This window comes from Citrobacter amalonaticus (assembly GCF_002918555.1).
GTDB classification, from domain to species: domain Bacteria; phylum Pseudomonadota; class Gammaproteobacteria; order Enterobacterales; family Enterobacteriaceae; genus Citrobacter_C; species Citrobacter_C amalonaticus_A.
In genome coordinates, this window is sequence record NZ_PQMB01000001.1 from 954,860 (window position 1) to 972,734 (window position 17,875).

The 17,875-nt window shown below is 54.1% G+C and carries 16 protein-coding genes; 11 read left to right on the forward strand and 5 right to left on the reverse strand.

All coding sequences use genetic code 11. The features are described from left to right. Window positions 1–2 precede the first annotated feature (2 nt). The 7 genes from hyfF (at window position 3) to focA (ending at window position 8,120) form a co-directional block, all read left to right on the forward strand. Window positions 3–1,595, forward strand: a complete 1,593-nt coding sequence (gene hyfF, locus C3432_RS04780) for a hydrogenase 4 subunit F (RefSeq protein ID WP_103775503.1) — start codon at window positions 3–5, stop codon at window positions 1,593–1,595. After that, entirely contained in the window at window positions 1,573–3,300 is a 1,728-nt protein-coding gene (locus C3432_RS04785) for a hydrogenase large subunit (RefSeq protein WP_103775504.1), read from the forward strand. The genes hyfF and C3432_RS04785 overlap by 23 nt, the downstream gene beginning before the upstream one ends. Window positions 3,301–3,310: 10 nt before the next feature. Next, window positions 3,311–3,859 carry a hydrogenase 4 subunit H gene (gene hyfH / locus C3432_RS04790; RefSeq protein ID WP_103775505.1) on the forward strand — a complete coding sequence of 183 codons (549 nt, stop codon included), beginning with the start codon at window positions 3,311–3,313 and terminating at the stop codon, window positions 3,857–3,859. Next, on the forward strand, window positions 3,856–4,635 hold the full coding sequence (locus tag C3432_RS04795) for an NADH-quinone oxidoreductase subunit B family protein (protein WP_103775506.1): 780 nt from the start codon (window positions 3,856–3,858) through the stop codon (window positions 4,633–4,635). Before hyfH ends, C3432_RS04795 begins: the two co-directional genes overlap by 4 nt. Beyond that, window positions 4,616–5,029: a formate hydrogenlyase maturation HycH family protein gene (locus tag C3432_RS04800; RefSeq protein WP_103775507.1), complete on the forward strand. Its 414-nt coding sequence runs from the start codon at window positions 4,616–4,618 to the stop codon at window positions 5,027–5,029. Before C3432_RS04795 ends, C3432_RS04800 begins: the two co-directional genes overlap by 20 nt. Window positions 5,030–5,140: 111 nt before the next feature. Further along, window positions 5,141–7,153: a sigma-54-dependent Fis family transcriptional regulator gene (locus C3432_RS04805; protein WP_103775508.1), complete on the forward strand. Its 2,013-nt coding sequence runs from the start codon at window positions 5,141–5,143 to the stop codon at window positions 7,151–7,153. 115 nt (window positions 7,154–7,268) lie between these two features. Continuing rightward, a complete protein-coding gene (focA, locus tag C3432_RS04810) occupies window positions 7,269–8,120 on the forward strand; it encodes a formate transporter FocA (protein WP_103775509.1) in 852 nt (283 codons plus the stop codon). A gap of 78 nt (window positions 8,121–8,198) precedes the next feature. Here focA and C3432_RS04815 read toward each other — a convergent pair whose 3' ends face one another. Continuing rightward, window positions 8,199–9,260 (reverse strand): AI-2E family transporter, encoded by a 1,062-nt coding sequence (locus tag C3432_RS04815; RefSeq protein ID WP_103775510.1) that lies wholly within the window; start codon window positions 9,258–9,260, stop codon window positions 8,199–8,201. Between the two features lie 224 nt (window positions 9,261–9,484). Between C3432_RS04815 and bepA the strand changes: the two genes are divergently transcribed. Continuing rightward, a complete protein-coding gene (gene bepA / locus C3432_RS04820; RefSeq protein ID WP_103775511.1) occupies window positions 9,485–10,948 on the forward strand; it encodes a beta-barrel assembly-enhancing protease in 1,464 nt (487 codons plus the stop codon). Window positions 10,949–10,960: 12 nt separating this feature from the next. After that, window positions 10,961–11,320: an arsenate reductase (glutaredoxin) gene (arsC, locus tag C3432_RS04825; RefSeq protein ID WP_103775512.1), complete on the forward strand. Its 360-nt coding sequence runs from the start codon at window positions 10,961–10,963 to the stop codon at window positions 11,318–11,320. 36 nt (window positions 11,321–11,356) lie between these two features. Here the strand turns inward: arsC and C3432_RS04830 are convergent, their stop codons facing one another. From C3432_RS04830 to C3432_RS04845, 4 genes are all read right to left on the reverse strand, one after another. Continuing rightward, window positions 11,357–12,058 carry a DnaA inactivator Hda gene (locus C3432_RS04830; RefSeq protein WP_103775513.1) on the reverse strand — a complete coding sequence of 234 codons (702 nt, stop codon included), beginning with the start codon at window positions 12,056–12,058 and terminating at the stop codon, window positions 11,357–11,359. A 93-nt stretch (window positions 12,059–12,151) separates the two neighbouring features. Then, window positions 12,152–13,441 (reverse strand): uracil permease, encoded by a 1,290-nt coding sequence (uraA, locus tag C3432_RS04835; protein WP_103775514.1) that lies wholly within the window; start codon window positions 13,439–13,441, stop codon window positions 12,152–12,154. A 96-nt stretch (window positions 13,442–13,537) separates the two neighbouring features. Beyond that, window positions 13,538–14,164 (reverse strand): uracil phosphoribosyltransferase, encoded by a 627-nt coding sequence (gene upp, locus C3432_RS04840; RefSeq protein ID WP_103775515.1) that lies wholly within the window; start codon window positions 14,162–14,164, stop codon window positions 13,538–13,540. A 181-nt stretch (window positions 14,165–14,345) separates the two neighbouring features. Then, on the reverse strand, window positions 14,346–15,776 hold the full coding sequence (locus tag C3432_RS04845; protein ID WP_103775516.1) for a 6-phospho-beta-glucosidase: 1,431 nt from the start codon (window positions 15,774–15,776) through the stop codon (window positions 14,346–14,348). A gap of 266 nt (window positions 15,777–16,042) precedes the next feature. On the opposite strand from C3432_RS04845, the gene purM reads away from it, so the two are divergent. Continuing rightward, window positions 16,043–17,080 carry a phosphoribosylformylglycinamidine cyclo-ligase gene (purM, locus tag C3432_RS04850; protein WP_103775517.1) on the forward strand — a complete coding sequence of 346 codons (1,038 nt, stop codon included), beginning with the start codon at window positions 16,043–16,045 and terminating at the stop codon, window positions 17,078–17,080. Then, on the forward strand, window positions 17,080–17,718 hold the full coding sequence (purN, locus tag C3432_RS04855; RefSeq protein WP_103775518.1) for a phosphoribosylglycinamide formyltransferase: 639 nt from the start codon (window positions 17,080–17,082) through the stop codon (window positions 17,716–17,718). The genes purM and purN overlap by 1 nt, the downstream gene beginning before the upstream one ends. The last annotated feature ends 157 nt before the right edge of the window (window positions 17,719–17,875 follow it).

Below are 17,875 nucleotides of genomic sequence, written 5' to 3' on the forward strand. Positions count from 1 at the left end.
AAATGAGTCATTCTGTCATCTTCACCTTACTGTTGTTGATACCGCTGGCCTGTTCGTTACTCTGCTTTGCCTGTCGGGTCACCGCCATTGGCACGTGCCGGATTGTTACCGCCTTACATACCATCGGCATTACGCTGTTGCTGATTCTGGCTTTCTGGACGGTCAGCGAAGCCCTGCGCGAGGGAGAAATCTTTGCCGCCCATCAGTGGCTGCACATTGACAGTCTGAGCGGATTATTTTTGGGCATTCTCGGCGCCATCGGTTTTCTCACGGGCATCTATTCAATTGGCTATATGCGCCATGAAGTGGAGCACGGAGAAATCTCCCCAAAAACGCTGTGTGACTATTACGGTTTTTTCCATCTTTTCTTGTTCACCATGTTATTGGTCGTCACCAGCAATAACCTGATCGTGATGTGGGCGGCGATCGAGGCCACCACCCTGAGTTCGGCATTTCTGGTAGGCATTTACGGGCAGCGCTCGTCTCTGGAAGCGGCGTGGAAATACATTATTATCTGTACCGTTGGCGTCGCCTTTGGTCTGTTCGGCACGGTGCTGGTTTACGCCAATGCCGCCAGCTTTATGCCCGATCCCAACCAGGCTATTTTCTGGACAGAAGTACTCAAAGAGGCGACACAGCTTGATCCAACGCTGATGCTGCTGGCCTTTGTGTTTATCCTGATTGGCTTTGGAACCAAGACCGGGCTTTTCCCGATGCACGCCTGGCTACCGGATGCCCATAGCGAAGCGCCCAGTCCGGTCAGCGCCCTGCTTTCGGCAGTCCTGCTGAATTGCGCCCTGCTGGTCCTGATTCGTTACTACATCATTATCTGCCACACGGTTGGCAGCGATTTCCCCAGCAAATTGCTGCTGATATTTGGTCTGCTTTCGGTGGCGGTCGCGGCGTTTTTTATTCTCGTCCAGCAGGATATGAAACGTCTGCTGGCTTACTCCAGCGTAGAGAACATGGGCCTTGTCGCCGTCGCACTCGGCATTGGCGGGCCGCTGGGCATTCTGGCCGCACTGCTCCACACGCTTAACCATAGCCTGGCGAAAACCCTGCTGTTCTGCGGCTCAGGCAATGTCCTGCTGAAGTACGGCACCCGTAATCTGGATGTTGTCTGCGGTATGCTGAAAATCATGCCGCTCACCGCCACGCTGCTGGCCGGTGGTGCGCTGGCGCTTGGCGGGATGCCGCCGTTCAATATTTTCCTCAGCGAGTTCATGACCGTAACGGCAGGTCTCGCTCGCGACCATCTCGTCATCACTATCTTGTTATTGCTGCTGCTGACGCTGGTGCTGGCCGGTCTGGTACGGATGGTGGCGCGAGTCTTGTTTGCCCATCCCCCGGAAGCGGTCAGCCGTGGCGAGCTGGGGTGGCTGACGACGGCCCCAATGGTCGTTCTGCTGGTGATGATGCTGCTTATGGGCATTCATATTCCGCAGCCCGTGAGCCGGATTCTGGAGAATGCCTCAGCCATCGTCCTGTCAGGAACGCAGGAAAAGCCGGTTCAGCTCAACGGCTGGCACGATTTTATTAACCCCACCCTCGCATCGGTACCGGAGAATAAAAGTGAACTATTCAGACAGCGTTAATCCATCGTCAACCTGCGGCGAAGGGTATCTGACCGCCGTAAAAGCGCAGTTCCCCGGCGCGGTGCTGGATGAAGAGCGGCAGACGCCAACGCAGGTGACCATCACGGTGAAAACCAACCTGCTGCCGGATATTGTGCACTATCTGTATTATCAGCATGATGGCTGGCTACCCGTTCTGTTTGGTAATGACGAACGTAGCCTGAACGGGCATTACGCCGTGTACTATGCGCTCTCCATGGAGGGGGTGGAAAAGTGCTGGTTAGTGGTCAAGGCGCTGGTGGACGCCAATAGCAGAGAGTTTCCCTCCGTCACGCCACGCGTTCCCGCGGCGGTCTGGGGTGAGCGGGAAATTCGCGATATGTACGGTCTCATCCCTGTTGGCCTGCCGGATCGTCGGCGCCTGGTTTTGCCGGATGACTGGCCTGACGATATGCATCCATTGCGTAAAGATGCCATGGATTACCGCCTGCGGCCGGAACCCGTAACCGACACAGAAACCTACCCCTTTATCAACGATGGCGATAAAGACGCGCGGGTTATCCCTATCGGCCCGCTGCATATTACGTCCGATGAACCCGGGCATTTCCGTCTTTTTGTTGACGGCGAACAGATTATCGATGCCGACTATCGCCTGTTCTACGTCCACCGTGGTATGGAAAAGCTGGCGGAAACCCGTATGGGTTACAACGAAGTGACCTTTTTGTCAGACAGGGTTTGCGGCATTTGTGGTTTCGCCCATAGCGTGGCCTACGCCACTTCGGTAGAAAATGCGCTGGGTATTGAGGTGCCGCAGCGAGCGCATACCATTCGCTCCGTTCTGCTGGAAGTTGAGCGTCTGCACAGTCATCTCCTTAACCTCGGTCTCTCCTGCCACTTTGTGGGCTTTGATACGGGCTTTATGCAGTTTTTCCGGGTACGTGAAAAGTCCATGACCATGGCGGAGCTGTTAACCGGCTCGCGCAAAACCTATGGACTAAACCTGATTGGCGGGATCCGCCGGGATATTCTGAAAGAACAGCGTCTGAAAACGCTGCAACTGGTCAGAGAAATGCGTGCAGAGGTCTCGGAACTGGTCGAAATGCTGCTCGCCACGCCAAATATTGAGCAGCGTACCCAGGGCGTCGGCATCCTTGACCGGCAGGTCGCCCGTGATTTCAGCCCTGTCGGGCCGTTAATTCGCGGTAGCGGCTTTTCACGGGATCTGCGATTTGATCATCCCTATGCCGACTACGGCAATATCCCCAAAACATTGTTCACCTTCGCGGGGGGAGATGTTTTTTCCCGGGTTATGGTCAGGGTCAAGGAGACCTTTGACTCACTGGCGATGATTGAATTTGCCCTCGATAACATGCCGAATACCCCCTTGCTTACTGAAGGTTTCAGCTACCGTCCGCACGCCTTCGCGCTTGGGTACGTTGAGGCTCCGCGTGGCGAAGACGTTCACTGGAGCATGCTCGGCGATAATCAGAAATTATTCCGCTGGCGTTGCCGCGCCGCAACCTATGCCAACTGGCCGGTACTGCGCTACATGCTGCGCGGAAACACGGTTTCCGACGCCCCCCTGATTATCGGCAGTCTCGATCCCTGCTATTCGTGTACTGACCGTGTGACGCTGGTCGACGTGCGCAAACGCCAGTCGAAGACTGTGCCATATAAAGAGATCGAACGTTACGGCATGGAACGTAACCGCTCGCCGCTAAAGTAAGGACAGAAAGATGCTGAAATTACTGAAAACGATTATGCGGGCCGGCGAGCCAACGGTGAAATACCCTTTTGCTCCGCTGGAAGTTTGTCCCGGTTTCAGAGGCAAGCCAGAGTTAGATCCGCGCCAATGCATAGCCTGCGCGGCCTGCACCTCTGCCTGCCCGGCCAACGCCCTGACCATGGAGACGGATGACAGTAACAACACCCGAACCTGGCAGCTCTATCTGGGGCGCTGTATTTATTGCGGTCGCTGTGAGGAAGTTTGCCCCACCCGGGCAATACATCTGACGGAAAACTTTGAACTCGCCGTCACCAGCAAAAAGGATCTGTACACCAGGGCGACGTTTCATCTGCAAAAGTGTACTCACTGCCAGCGGCCGTTTGCCCCACAAAAATCCATTGAAATGGCCGTGGAATTACTGACGCAGCAGCAAAATGCGCCGCATCTGGTGGAGACGCTGCGTCAGCAGGCAAACATCTGCCCGGAGTGCAGACAGTACGCTGCGCTGTCCCACGGCGACAGGAAAAATATTTCCTTTGCGATTAAGGAAACATCATGACGACATTGTTCGATACGCATCGCCACCACGCCACCCGGCCCGTACAGCTGGATGAGCAGGCGCAAAAAATGAAACAGCTTCTTTTACAGGATATTCGCCGTTCGGCTTATGTCTACCGGGTGGATTGCGGCGGCTGCAACGGCTGTGAAATTGAAATTTTTGCCGCAATTACCCCCCTGTTTGATGCCGAACGTTTTGGAATCAAAGTCGTCGCCTCGCCGCGCCATGCAGATATCCTGTTGTTTACCGGCGCGGTGACTCGCGCCATGAGAACGCCTGCGCTCAGGGCGTATCACAGTGCACCGGACCATAAAATCTGTCTCTCATATGGTGCCTGTGGCGTCGGAGGGGGGATCTTTCACGATCTGTATTGTGTATGGGGCGGAAGCGACACCATCGTGCCGATTGACGTCTGGATCCCCGGCTGTCCGCCAACGCCGGCGGCCACAATTCATGGTTTCGCGGTCGCGCTGGGGTTACTGCAACAGAAGATCCACGCCGTCGACTATCTGGATGCCGCTGCGGATTCCCCGCAACTCATATGGCCTCAAATTCCACCGACTCAACGCATCGCGGTTGAGCGGGAGGCTCGCCGTCTTGCCGGATATCGTCAGGGACGAGAAATATGCGATCGATTACTGACCGCGCTGACTCGCGATCCTTCAGGAAAGCAGGTCGGGCAATGGTTGCAGGACGCAGACGATCCCCGGCTGAATGACATTGTGCAGCAACTCTTAGTCATCATCAGGGGGGGTTATGACGGAACACAGCGGTGAAATCGTTTTCTGGACGCTGCGGCAGAAATTTATCGACAGCAGCGTTTCGATGCCTGAGAAAAGTCGTCAGGTGATGTATTACTCGCTGGCGATTGGCCATCATGTCGGGGTGATTGATTGCCTCAACGTAGCCCTGCGTTGCTCCCTGAAAGAGTACTGCGAGTGGCTCTCTCTGCTCACTGATGAACAGGCGCGGCGCAAAATGGCGGGGGTGTTAACGTTTGGCGAAATTGTGATTGATGCGACGCATACTTCTATGCTGACTCACGCCTTTGCTTCGCTGGCCGACGACGGCGCGGCTCCGTGGAAAGCGCTCAGCATCCAGTTTATTCATTTGCTGGATGATATTGTTCGTGAACCTGCAATTTACCTGATGGCAAAGAAAATCACGTGAGAGGGATAACATTACAAACAGAAAGGGTAAGGTATAGTGCCACGATGCCAGAAAAATCACCCTAAAGCGCCGTCGCCACGTGGAACGACCCTTCATTGAAAAGGACCGTTGATGACTATGTTTGACGAGGCAATTCCTGCCCCGCCGGAAGAAATATCGCTGGATGATCTCAACGATGCGCTGTTGCAATTTTTGAGTCAGCAGAATGACAAAGCCTCGCTCCTTCACGCTTTCATTCCGCTTCCCCCGCCCTTTAGCGCAGTTGAGCTTATTGAACTCCATTTTATTGACCGGGGGATTTGGTATCGCTGTTTCGAAGACGGTAGCCACGTGACGGCAACAGAAGCCTGGCAAGGTGAGTACGCCGGTTGTTCACAACACGTCGTGCAACCGGATGACCGGCTGATGGTCGAGCTTCGTTTTATTCGTCTCACTGGCCGCCCATTTACCCCGCAGGAGACGGTGCTGTTCAACTGGCTGACGCGTATTATCACTCCGGCTCTCGCCGCCCTGGTTGACAAGGTAAAGCAGGTAACCACCCTGCGCGCGGTGGCGAAAGAGTGCGACCACCATCGGGTGTTAGTGGATATCACCAATTCCGTGCTTTCTCATCTGGATCTGGAGGAGCTTATCGCCGATGTCGCCAATGAGATTCATCATTTCTTTGGGGTGACGTATGTCAGTATGGTGTTAAAAGACAGCCGACAGGCCGGTAAGTATACTCTCTGGAGCACCGACTTTTCCGCGGCACAACCCGAGCATCGCCAGTGCCTTTTGCCAGGAGAAAGCGAGGTACTCGCTCAGACGCTACGTGATAATCGGTATTGCCTCTATTGCCGGGCCGACGATCCGGCGCAGTGGCAGCATGATCCCCTGCTGCACATACTGAACGACCGCCAGCTTGACTCCGCCATTCTGTTACCGCTGACCTTTGGCAGCCATACGCCAGGGATACTTTTGCTGGCCCACGCCTCTGAAGGGGTATTCAGCAAAGAAAGCTGTAAATTACTGCAACATATCGCCGACAGAATTGCGATTGCCGTCGATAACGCCGACGCCTGGCGCAGCATGACGGACCTGAAAGAAAGTTTGAAACAGGAAAACCGCCAGCTGAGTGAGCAGCTTTTTTCCAGCCTTGGTCCGGGCGATATCATTTACAAAAGCCAGGCGATGGATGATCTGCTGCAACAGGTTGAAATTGTCGCGCCAAGCGACAGCACGGTGCTCATTTGCGGAGAAACGGGCACCGGGAAAGAGGTGATCGCCAGGGCCATCCACCAGCTAAGTCTGCGACACGATAAGCCGCTGGTGAAAATCAACTGTGCGGCTATTCCGGCCAGTCTGCTGGAAAGCGAGCTGTTCGGCCACGATAAAGGGGCTTTTACCGGCGCGATCAACACCCATCGCGGGCGCTTTGAGCTCGCTGACGGCGGCACGCTGTTTCTCGATGAGATTGGCGATCTCCCACTGGAATTACAGCCGAAACTTTTACGGGTGCTGCAGGAGAGAGAAATTGAGCGTTTAGGGGGAAACAAGACCATTCCGGTTAACGTCAGGGTGGTCGCCGCCACCAATCGTGATTTATGGCAGATGGTGGAAGACCGCGAATTCCGCAGCGATCTTTTTTACCGGCTCAACGTTTTTCCGCTGGAATTACCTTCCCTGCGTGAACGCCCGGAAGATATCCCTTTGCTGGCAAAATACTTCACGCAAAAAATGGCTAAGCGCATGAATCGCACCATTGACGCCATCCCCGAAGAAACGCTGCGTCAGCTGATGTCGTGGGACTGGCCTGGCAACGTCCGCGAGCTGGAAAACGTGATTGAACGCGCCGTGCTATTAACGCGCGGTACCCGCCTGAACTTACATCTTACTTCGCGGCAGACCCGCCTGCTGCCCGCACTGGGCGACGACATCCCGACGAAAGGTTCAATGGCGCAGATGTTAAATCCTCCGACGCCGGAAAACGATGAAGAAGAACGCCAGCGCATTATTCAGGTATTAAAGGAAACCAATGGCATTGTCGCCGGACCGCGCGGTGCAGCAACCCGACTGGGAATGAAACGCACCACCCTGCTTTCGCGGATGCAACGCCTGGGGATCGCCGCCCGCGAAGTATTATAAAATCCGGCAGGTGACGACAATCACAATTTTCACCTGTGTCTAAAAAGCATCCTGGTACGCGCTGTGCATATATTCAGGCGACACGGCATCTCTTAATGCGACCCAGGAGCCTCCTATGAAGAATGATATTTCTTTTGATTTACGTATGCCTGCTGAAATGGCCAAAATAGCGGAACAGGCCGGGGTTTATAAAGTTAAGAAGAAAAAAGAACTTACATTCTTTCTGGCTGTGACGGCAGGAGTTTTTATTTCAATTGCTTTTGTGTTTTATATCACCGTCACCACCGGCGCGATGCCTGCCAACTCGCTAACCAAACTGGCAGGCGGCCTCTGCTTTACTCTCGGCCTGGTTCTGGTGGTGGTTTGCGGTGCCGATCTCTTTACTTCGACAGTAATGACGGTCATGGCAAAAGCCAGCGGTTTAATAAGCTGGCGGCAGTTAATCATTAACTGGATTATCGTTTATTTCGGCAATCTTGTCGGTGCGCTCTTTTTCGTTTTTCTGATCTGGTTCTCCGGGCAAATCATGAGCAGCAACAGCTTATGGGGACTTAACGTCCTGCAAACCGCCGATCATAAAATGCACCATACTTTTATTGAAGCCGTCTGTCTGGGCACGCTCTGCAATTTAATGGTCTGCCTTGCCGTCTGGATGAGTTATTCAGGTCATTCGCTAACCGACAAAATCGTCGCGATGTTGTTACCCATCGGCATGTTTGTCGCCAGCGGTTTTGAGCACAGTATTGCAAATATGTTTCTCATTCCGCTGGGCATTATGATTCGTAACTTTGCGCCAGATGAATTCTGGCAGATGACACAGACGACTGCGGATAATTTTTCGGCGCTGACGGTGAGCAATTTTATTACCGATAACCTGATCCCGGTGACCATCGGCAATATCATCGGCGGCGGCGTACTGGTCAGTATTACCTACTGGATAATCTATTTGCGCGAACAGGATAGCTAAAAACACGCGGCACAATGCAGGGCGGGTTATTCAGCCCAGACATCGCACAACAGTCAGGCTGAATAACCCGCCATTCACTTAAGGATCGACCACCTGACCGTCCGGCCAGGCATGAACAACGGCTTTAATTAATGTCGCCAGCGGAATGGCGAAGAATACGCCCCAGAAGCCCCACAGACCGCCAAAGATAACCACGGAGAGAATAATCACCAGCGGATGCAGGTTAACGGCTTCGGAGAAAAGCACCGGGACCAGCAGGTTGCCGTCCAGCCCCTGAATAATCAGATAAACAGCAAAACAGCTCCAGAATTCGGGGCCCAGGCCAAACTGGAACAGCGCGACGCCAACAAACGGAATGGTCACCACAAACGCCCCGATATACGGAATCAGAACGGAAAACCCCACCAGCACCGCCAGCAGCAGCGAATAGTTCAGGCCAAACATCAGGAAGCCCAGCCAGGTCGCCACGCCCACCACCACCATCTCCAGCACTTTGCCACGGATATAGTTGGTTATCTGCTGGTTCATCTCTTTCCAGACCTGCCCCGCCAGCCCGCGGTTACGCGGCAGTACGCGGCGCACGGCATTGAGCATCTGCTCTTTATCTTTAACCAGGAAGAAGACCATCAGCGGCACCAGAACCAGATAGACCGCCAGCGTCAGCAGGCCAACCAGTGAGGCCAGCGAGTATTTTACGACCGAGTCGCCCATCGTGAGCATATGGGTGCGCATATTTTCGGCCATCGCATCAATAATACCGGCATCCATCAACGCCGGATAACGCCGCGGCAACGTCTCCGCAAAATCGGAGAGTTTATTGAGCATTCCGGGCATATCGCGAATCAGGTTGATCCCCTGCTGCCAGGCCACCGGCATCACGACAAACGCCATCAGCAATAAAATCCCGACGAAGACAACAAGCACGATGGACGTCGCCCAGCGGCGGGAACAGCCTATCGATTCCAGACGGGCGGTCGGCCATTCGAGAAGATAAGCCAGCACGATAGCCACCAGCAGCGGGGCCAGCAGTCCGCTAAAGAAAAAAAGGATACCAAAACCGGCAACCAGAATAACCAGCAAGGCGATCGCCTCCGGGTCGCTAAAGCGGCGGCGATACCATTGCATCAACATTTCGAGCATAAGAACCCTTAACTGAACCTTAAGACGGGATTGCTGGTAATAATTGTATCGAAATGTCACAAAAAAGACTTCGCTTTTTATGGCCCATTCGGGAAACTGAAAAGCGAATTGCCCGGGGTATTCATCACCAGATTTCGCAGGTAAACTGCCAACGCTTGCGTAATGGAACGATACTTCGCAGCATGGGTCAAATGACTATTCTTATAGAAAACAGGACAGAGGTTATGTTCAGGCAGTTAAAGAAAAACCTGGTTGCTACCCTCATTGCTGCGCTAACCATCGGTCAGGTGACACCCGCGTTCGCCGATTCCGCCGATACGTTGCCGGACATGGGAACCTCAGCGGCAAGCACGCTCTCCATCGGACAGGAAATGCAGATGGGCGATTACTACGTTCGCCAGCTGCGCGGCAGCGCGCCATTAATCAACGATCCACTGCTGGTTCAGTACATTAACGCGCTGGGAATGCGCCTGGTCTCCCATGCCGATTCCGTGAAAACCCCATTCCATTTCTTTTTAATTAACAACGACGAAATTAACGCCTTTGCCTTCTTTGGCGGTAACGTGGTTCTGCACTCAGCGCTGTTTCGCTACTCCGACAACGAAAGCCAGCTCGCGTCAGTCATGGCGCACGAAATCTCGCACGTCACCCAGCGCCACCTTGCGCGGGCAATGGAAGATCAGAAGCGCAGCGCCCCGCTGACCTGGGTCGGAGCCCTGGGTTCTATCCTGCTGGCGATGGCCAGCCCGCAGGCCGGGATGGCGGCTCTTACCGGTACGCTGGCGGGAACCCGTCAGGGGATGATTAGCTTTACCCAGCAAAACGAGCAGGAAGCGGACCGCATCGGTATTCAGGTATTGCAACGCGCCGGATTTGATCCGCAGGCCATGCCGACGTTTCTGGAAAAACTGCTCGACCAGGCCCGTTATTCCACGCGCCCGCCTGAAATTCTGCTGACTCACCCCTTACCGGAAAGCCGTCTGTCAGATGCGCGCAACCGCGCCAACCAGATGCGGCCGGCGGTGGTGCAATCGTCGGAAGATTTCTATCTGGCGAAAGCGCGTACGCTGGGGATGTACAACTCCGGGCGTAACCAGCTGACCAGCGATCTGCTCGATGAGTGGGCCAAAGGTAACGTCCGCCAGCAGCGTGCCGCGCAATATGGCAAAGCGTTGCAGGCGATGGAAGCGAATAAATACGACGAGGCGCGCAAAACGCTACAGCCGCTGCTGACGGCGGAACCGAATAACGCCTGGTATCTCGACCTCGCGACCGATATCGATCTGGGAGAGAAAAAAACCAGCGACGCCATTAACCGCCTGAAAAATGCCCGCGACCTGCGAGTCAACACGGTGTTGCAGCTGAATCTGGCAAACGCCTGGTTACAGGGCGGCCAGCCACAGGAGGCGGCGACCATTCTCAATCGCTATACCTTTAATAACAAAGATGACAGCAATGGCTGGGAACTGCTGGCGCAGTCGGAAGCGGCGCTGAATAACCGCGACCAGGAGCTGGCCGCGCGGGCTGAAAGTTATGCGCTGGCAGGACGCCTCGATCAGGCGATCTCATTGCTGAGCAGCGCCAGCGCGCAGGTTAAACTGGGAAGCCAGCAGCAGGCCCGCTACGACGCGCGTATCGATCAGCTGCGTCAGCTGCAGGAACGCTTTAAGCCCTACACGAAAATGTAACCAGGATTCACTATGTCAAAAGCCATAAAAATCTACCATAACCCCCGCTGCTCAAAGAGTCGCGAAACGCTGAGCCTGCTGCAATCGACTGGCGCAGAGCCTGAAGTGGTGCTTTATCTGGAAACCCCGGCTGACGCAGCGACCCTGTGTCAGATCCTGCACATGTTGGGGATGTCCAGCGCCCGCGAACTGATGCGGCAGAAAGAGGATCTCTACGCGTCGCTCAATCTGGCTGACAGTAATCTGAGTGAAGAGGCATTGATTCAGGCGATGGTGGAGAATCCTAAACTGATGGAACGCCCGATTGTGGTGGCAAACGGCCAGGCGCGAATCGGTCGTCCACCGGAGCAGGTACTGGAAATTATCGGCTAACCTTAAACCTGCCGCAGCCCTTGCTGGCTGCGGTAACTACAGCCTGAGGATCTCTTTTACGAAAGGGATCGTCAGCTTACGTTGTGCAGTGATTGAGGCGTGATCGAGCTGATCGAGCGTCATAAACAACGTCCGCATTTCACGATCCAGGCGCTTGAGCAGGAAACGCCCCACGTCTTCCGGTAATTCAAATCCACGCAGTCGGGCACGAAGCTGCAAAGCCTGGAGTTTGTCTTCGTCCGAGAGCGGTTGAAGTTTGTATATCTGCCCCCAGTCCAGACGAGAAGCGAGGTCGGGCAGCCCCAGATTCAGCTGACGCGGCGGACGATCGCCGGTGATCAGCAGCCGTGTTTTCCCCGATTCGAGGATACGGTTATAGAGATCGAAGATCGCCATTTCCCACAGAGAATCTCCGGCAACGCATTCAATGTTGTCGATGCACACCAGTGATAACTGCTCCATACCGTCGAGCACTTCCGGTACAAACCAGGTACGCTTATCCAGCGGTACATAACCCACCGCATCACCGCGCTGCGACAGTTCCGCACAGGCGGCATGCAGCAGATGGCTACGGCCCGCACCTTCGCGTGACCAGAGATAAATATACCCGCTATGTTCCTGACGCAGCACGTTTTGTAGCGCGGCCAGTAAAGAGGAGTTATCCCCCGGCCAGAAACTTGCAAAGGTTTCATCGTCAGGAAGATAAAGTGGCAAAGAGAGCTGTGCCGGTGTGTTCAGAGAGACCTCAGTTCAGGATTTCAAAAAATCGCGATGAGTTTACCACAGAATTCTGTTGCGTTAGAACCGGGCAGCGCACTGCCCGGGTTCATGTTATTGCTGTGGCGTATCCGTATCGCTGGCATCCAGCACAACTTCTTCCGGACGCAGGACGCTTATCAATTTGAAGATCAGACTCAGGCCGATCCCGACGATAGTCGCCAGCGCCATGCCTTTCAGTTCCGCCGCGCCAATGTGTACTTTCGCACCGCTGACGCCAATGATCAGAATGACCGAGGTCAGAATCAGGTTCTGCGCTTTGTTGTAATCGACTTTTGATTCGATCAGCACGCGGATACCGGAAGCCCCAATCACCCCATACAGCAGCAGCGAGACGCCGCCCATGACCGGCAGTGGAATGATCTGGATGGCGGCCGCCAGTTTGCCCACGCAGGAGAGCAGAATGGCGAAAATCGCCGCGCCGCCGATAACCCAGGTGCTGTAGACACGGGTAATGGCCATGACACCGATATTTTCACCGTAGGTGGTGTTTGGCGTTGAGCCAAAGAAACCGGAAATCACCGTCGACAGACCGTTGGCAAACATAGAGCGGTGCAGGCCCGGATCGCGTACCAGATCTTTTTTGACGATGTTCGCCGTGACCACCAGGTGGCCTACGTGTTCAGCAATCACCACCAGCGCCGCGGGCAGAATAGTGAGAATAGCAAACCACTCGAAGCGCGGGGTGTAGAAGGTCGGCAGCGCGAACCAGTGCGCCTGGGCTATCGGTGTGGTATCGACCACCCCCATGGCGAACGACAGCGCATAACCCGCCAGAACGCCAATCAGGATTGGGATAATTGCCAGAAAACCGCGAAACAGCACAGAGCCAAACACCGTCACCGCCAGCGTCACCAGCGAGATAATAATGGTTTTCGAATCCGGTGCCTGCCCTTCTGCTGGCAGTAATCCGGCCATCCCCGCAGCCACGCCCGCCAGCTCAAGACCGATGACGGCAACGATTGCGCCCATTGCCGCAGGTGGGAACATGACGTCCAGCCAGCCGGTTCCCGCTTTCTTCACAATAAACGACACCAGGCAGAACAGGAAGCCGCACATGATAAAACCGCCCAGCGCCACTTCGTACCCCAGCGGCAACAGCAGCAGCACCGGGGAGATAAAGGCGAAGCTGGAACCCAGATACGCCGGGATCTTACCTTTACAGATGAAGAGATACAGTAACGTACCGATACCGTTAAATAACAGAACGGTAGCCGGGTTAATATGAAAAAGAACAGGCACCAGCACGGTAGCGCCAAACATGGCGAACAGGTGCTGCAAACTAAGCGGGATTGTCTGTAAAAGCGGCGGTCTTTCACTCACCCCGATAGCACGGCGCGTCATAGTGTTTTCCTCTGAATGTGATTTGTTATTAGCAGTTGAGTTATTTTATTCAAAAAAAAGCCGACTCTTAAAGTCGGCTATTTATTAGTTATTCAATTACTTAGTACCAAAAATCTTATCACCGGCATCCCCAAGCCCCGGAATAATGTATCCGTGCTCGTTTAACCCCTGGTCGATTGATGCGGTGTACAGCTCGACATCCGGATGCGCTTTTTCCAGCGCGGCGATGCCTTCCGGCGCGGCCACCAGCACCAGGACTTTAATGCTGCTGCAGCCTGCTTTTTTCAGCAGATCGATGGTCGCGATGACGGAACCGCCGGTTGCCAGCATCGGGTCAACGATCAGCGCCATGCGCTCGTCAATATTGGAAACCAGCTTCTGGAAGTACGGTACCGGCTCCAGCGTCTCTTCGTTGCGGTACATCCCTACTACGCTGATACGCGCGCTCGGGACATTCTCCAGTACGCCATCCATCATCCCCAGACCCGCACGCAGGATAGGTACGACGGTGATTTTTTTGCCTTTGATTTGGTCGACTTCAACCGGACCGTTCCAGCCTTCAATGGTCACCTTTTCGGTTTCCAGGCCTGCGGTCGCTTCATAGGTCAGCAGGCTGCCTACTTCCGAGGCGAGTTCACGAAAGCGTTTGGTGCTGATATCGTTTTCACGCATCAGTCCCAGCTTGTGTTTGACGAGTGGGTGTTTGACTTCCACGATCTTCATACTCTTCTCCTTTCCTCAGACGAGTGGCAACCACAAAAAAATCGCCGGATTATACCGCTTTTCCTCTCTGGCGCAACACAACGCATGCATGATATGGATCAAGCAAAGTCATTTACGTTTGAGAAATGAGGATAAAAAAGCCCCGCACATTGGGCGGGGCTAAATAATAACCATCTGAATTTTAGAGCATTTCGGCGTTGTTTTTGATCACCTGCTGATACCAGGAAAAAGATTTCTTCGGATGGCGCGCCAGCGTCCCACTTCCGTCATTATTTTTATCGACGTAGATAAAGCCATAGCGCTTTTTCATTTCGCCGGTACCGGCGGAGACCAGATCGATACAGCCCCACGGGGTGTAGCCCATCAGATCCACGCCATCTTCTACCACCGCCTTTTTCATCTCGCTGATGTGCGCAGCCATATAGTCGATGCGATAGGAATCATCAACCGAGCCGTCAGCCTGTTGCACATCGATAGCGCCAAAGCCATTCTCCACAATAAACAGCGGCAGTTGATAGTGATCCCAGAACCAGTTCAGCGAATAGCGCAGGCCCACCGGATCAATCTGCCAGCCCCAGTCCGATTTCTGCACATACGGGTTGGAAACCAGACTCTTCGTCTCGTCATAATCCAGCTGCGGATTATCGTCGGTCGCTTTGGTGGCAAAAGACATGTAATAGCTGAAGCCAATGTAATCAACACAGCCCTGTAACAGCGCCGCACGGTCTTCGTCGGTGATGTCCAGTTCAAAGCCGCGTCGTTCGAAGTAGTTGAGAAGATGCTGCGGATATTTGCCGCGCACGTGGACATCGGTAAACCAGTAGCGCCGATGCATGGCGCTCATCGCCATCATCATATCGTTTGGCGCACAGGTCAGCGGGTAAATTGGGCACATGGCAATCATGCAGCCAATCTGCAACGTCGGGTTGATCTCACGCGCGGCTTTCACCGCCAGCGCGCTGGCCACCAGCTCATAATGCGCGGCCTGGTACATCACCGGCTCGCGGTCTTCACCCGGCAGATATTTCAATCCTGAGTTGGTAAACGGCGCAAAGTCTTCGTGGAAGTTGGCCTGGTTGTTGATCTCATTAAAGGTCATCCAGTACTTCACTTTGTGCTGATAGCGGGTAAAGACCACTCTGGCAAAACGCACAAAGAAGTCGATCAGCTTACGGTTGCGCCAGCCGCCATACCCGGTCACCAGAGAGTAAGGCATCTCGAAATGCGACAGCGTAATGACAGGCTCAATCCCATACTTCAGGCATTCATCGAACAGATCGTCATAAAACCGGAGCCCCGCTTCGTTTGGCTGCGTTTCATCCCCTTGTGGAAAAATGCGCGTCCAGGCGATGGAGGTACGAAAACACTTAAAGCCCATTTCTGCAAAGAGCTTAATATCCTCTTTGTAGCGATGGTAGAAATCAATGGCCTCATGGTTAGGATAATTTTTACCGGCAATCACGCCATCGGTGATCTCTCTGGGGACGCCGTGTGCCCCCGCCGTCATCACATCCGCGACGCTGATACCTTTACCGCCCTCCTGCCACCCGCCTTCGAGCTGATGCGCCGCAACCGCACCGCCCCACATAAAATTCGCTTTAAATCCAGACATAGTTTTTCCTTAGTGTTCAGACACAACGAAAAAAAGAAACCGGTTTCAGTATCATACTGAGCATTAACCAGAGCACTTTCAAGCGAAGTAATGTACCCGGTTTCATTTTCGTGGCGCAGGTCAAATTAAGAGGTTAACAAGCGCAAAGCGTTGAATAATTCGCCAGTTAAAAAGCAACACAAAGCAGGCTCGCAAACGTTTGCTTTCCCTGTTAGAATTGCGCCGAATTTAATTGTGACCGCAATCCACCCGTGGGGACTCAAGCAGTGACCGATAAAACCTCTCTTAGCTACAAAGATGCCGGTGTTGATATTGACGCGGGTAATGCTCTGGTTGATCGAATCAAAGGCGTAGTGAAGAAAACGCGCCGCCCGGAAGTCATGGGCGGTCTGGGCGGTTTCGGTGCGCTGTGCGCTTTGCCGCAAAAATATCGTGAACCGGTGCTGGTTTCCGGCACTGATGGCGTAGGCACTAAACTGCGTCTGGCAATGGATCTGAAACGCCACGACACCATCGGTATCGACCTGGTCGCAATGTGCGTCAACGACCTGGTCGTTCAGGGCGCTGAGCCGCTGTTCTTCCTGGACTACTATGCGACCGGGAAACTGGATGTGGATACCGCAGCCAGCGTGATTAGCGGTATTGCGGAAGGTTGTCTGCAATCGGGCTGTGCGCTGGTGGGGGGAGAAACCGCTGAAATGCCGGGGATGTATCACGGCGAGGATTATGACGTGGCTGGTTTCTGCGTCGGCGTGGTAGAAAAATCGGAAATCATCGACGGTTCCAAAGTGGCCGATGGCGATGTCCTGATTGCGCTGGGCTCCAGCGGCCCGCACTCTAACGGCTATTCTCTGGTGCGCAAAATTATTGAAGTCAGCGGTTGCGATCCTGAAGCAACAGAGCTGGAAGGTAAATCACTGGCTGACCATCTTCTGGCGCCAACCCGCATCTATGTGAAATCCATTCTGGAACTGATCGAGAAAGTTGATGTGCACGCTATTGCGCATCTGACCGGCGGTGGCTTCTGGGAAAATATTCCTCGCGTTCTGCCAGACAACACCCAGGCGGTGATTGACGAGTCCTCCTGGCAGTGGCCTGCCGTCTTTAACTGGCTGCAAACCGCCGGTAACGTCAGCCAGCATGAAATGTATCGTACCTTCAACTGCGGTGTGGGAATGCTCATCGCCCTGCCCGCTCAGGAAGTGGACAAAGCCCTCGCCCTGCTGAATGAGAAAGGTGAAAACGCGTGGAAAATCGGTATCATCAAAGCTTCTGATTCCGAACAGCGTGTGGTTATTGAATAATGAATATTGTGGTGCTTATTTCCGGCAACGGAAGCAATTTGCAGGCGATTATTGACGCCTGCAAAGAGAACAAAATTAAAGGCACCCTACGGGCAGTATTTAGCAACAAGGCCGACGCGTTCGGCCTTGAACGTGCTCGGGAGGCAGGCATTCCAGCCCATGTGCTGACTGCCGATCGGTTTGCCAGTCGTGAAGCGTTCGATCATGAGCTTATCCGTGAGATCGACGCGTATGTGCCTGATGTCGTGGTTCTGGCGGGATTTATGCGTATTCTGAGTCCGGCGTTCGTCGCCCATTACAACGGGCGACTGTTGAATATCCACCCTTCCCTGCTGCCCAAATATCCTGGCCTGCATACCCACCGTCAGGCGCTGGAAAACGGTGATGAGGAGCACGGCACATCGGTTCACTTTGTGACGGATGAACTTGACGGCGGCCCGGTGATTTTACAGGCGAAGGTGCCGGTGTTCGAAGGTGATGAAGAAGATGAGATCACCGCTCGCGTTCAGGCCCAGGAGCACGCCATCTATCCGTTAGTCGTCAGCTGGTTCGCCGATGGACGCCTGAAGATGCGTGACAACGCAGCCTGGCTGGACGGTCACCGTCTGCCGCCGCAAGGCTATGCCTCCGACGAGTAATCTCTCTGCGTTCCCCGAAGTCACTGATTTCCGGGGAGCAATTCCTTCCGCTATCTCGTTCGTCACCTCAATTCCCACCACAAAAAGCGTCGTTGCTCGCGGACAGAAGACGGTTTATTGTCATAGTTTTCTGGCACAGTTGGACATTAGAGCGTAA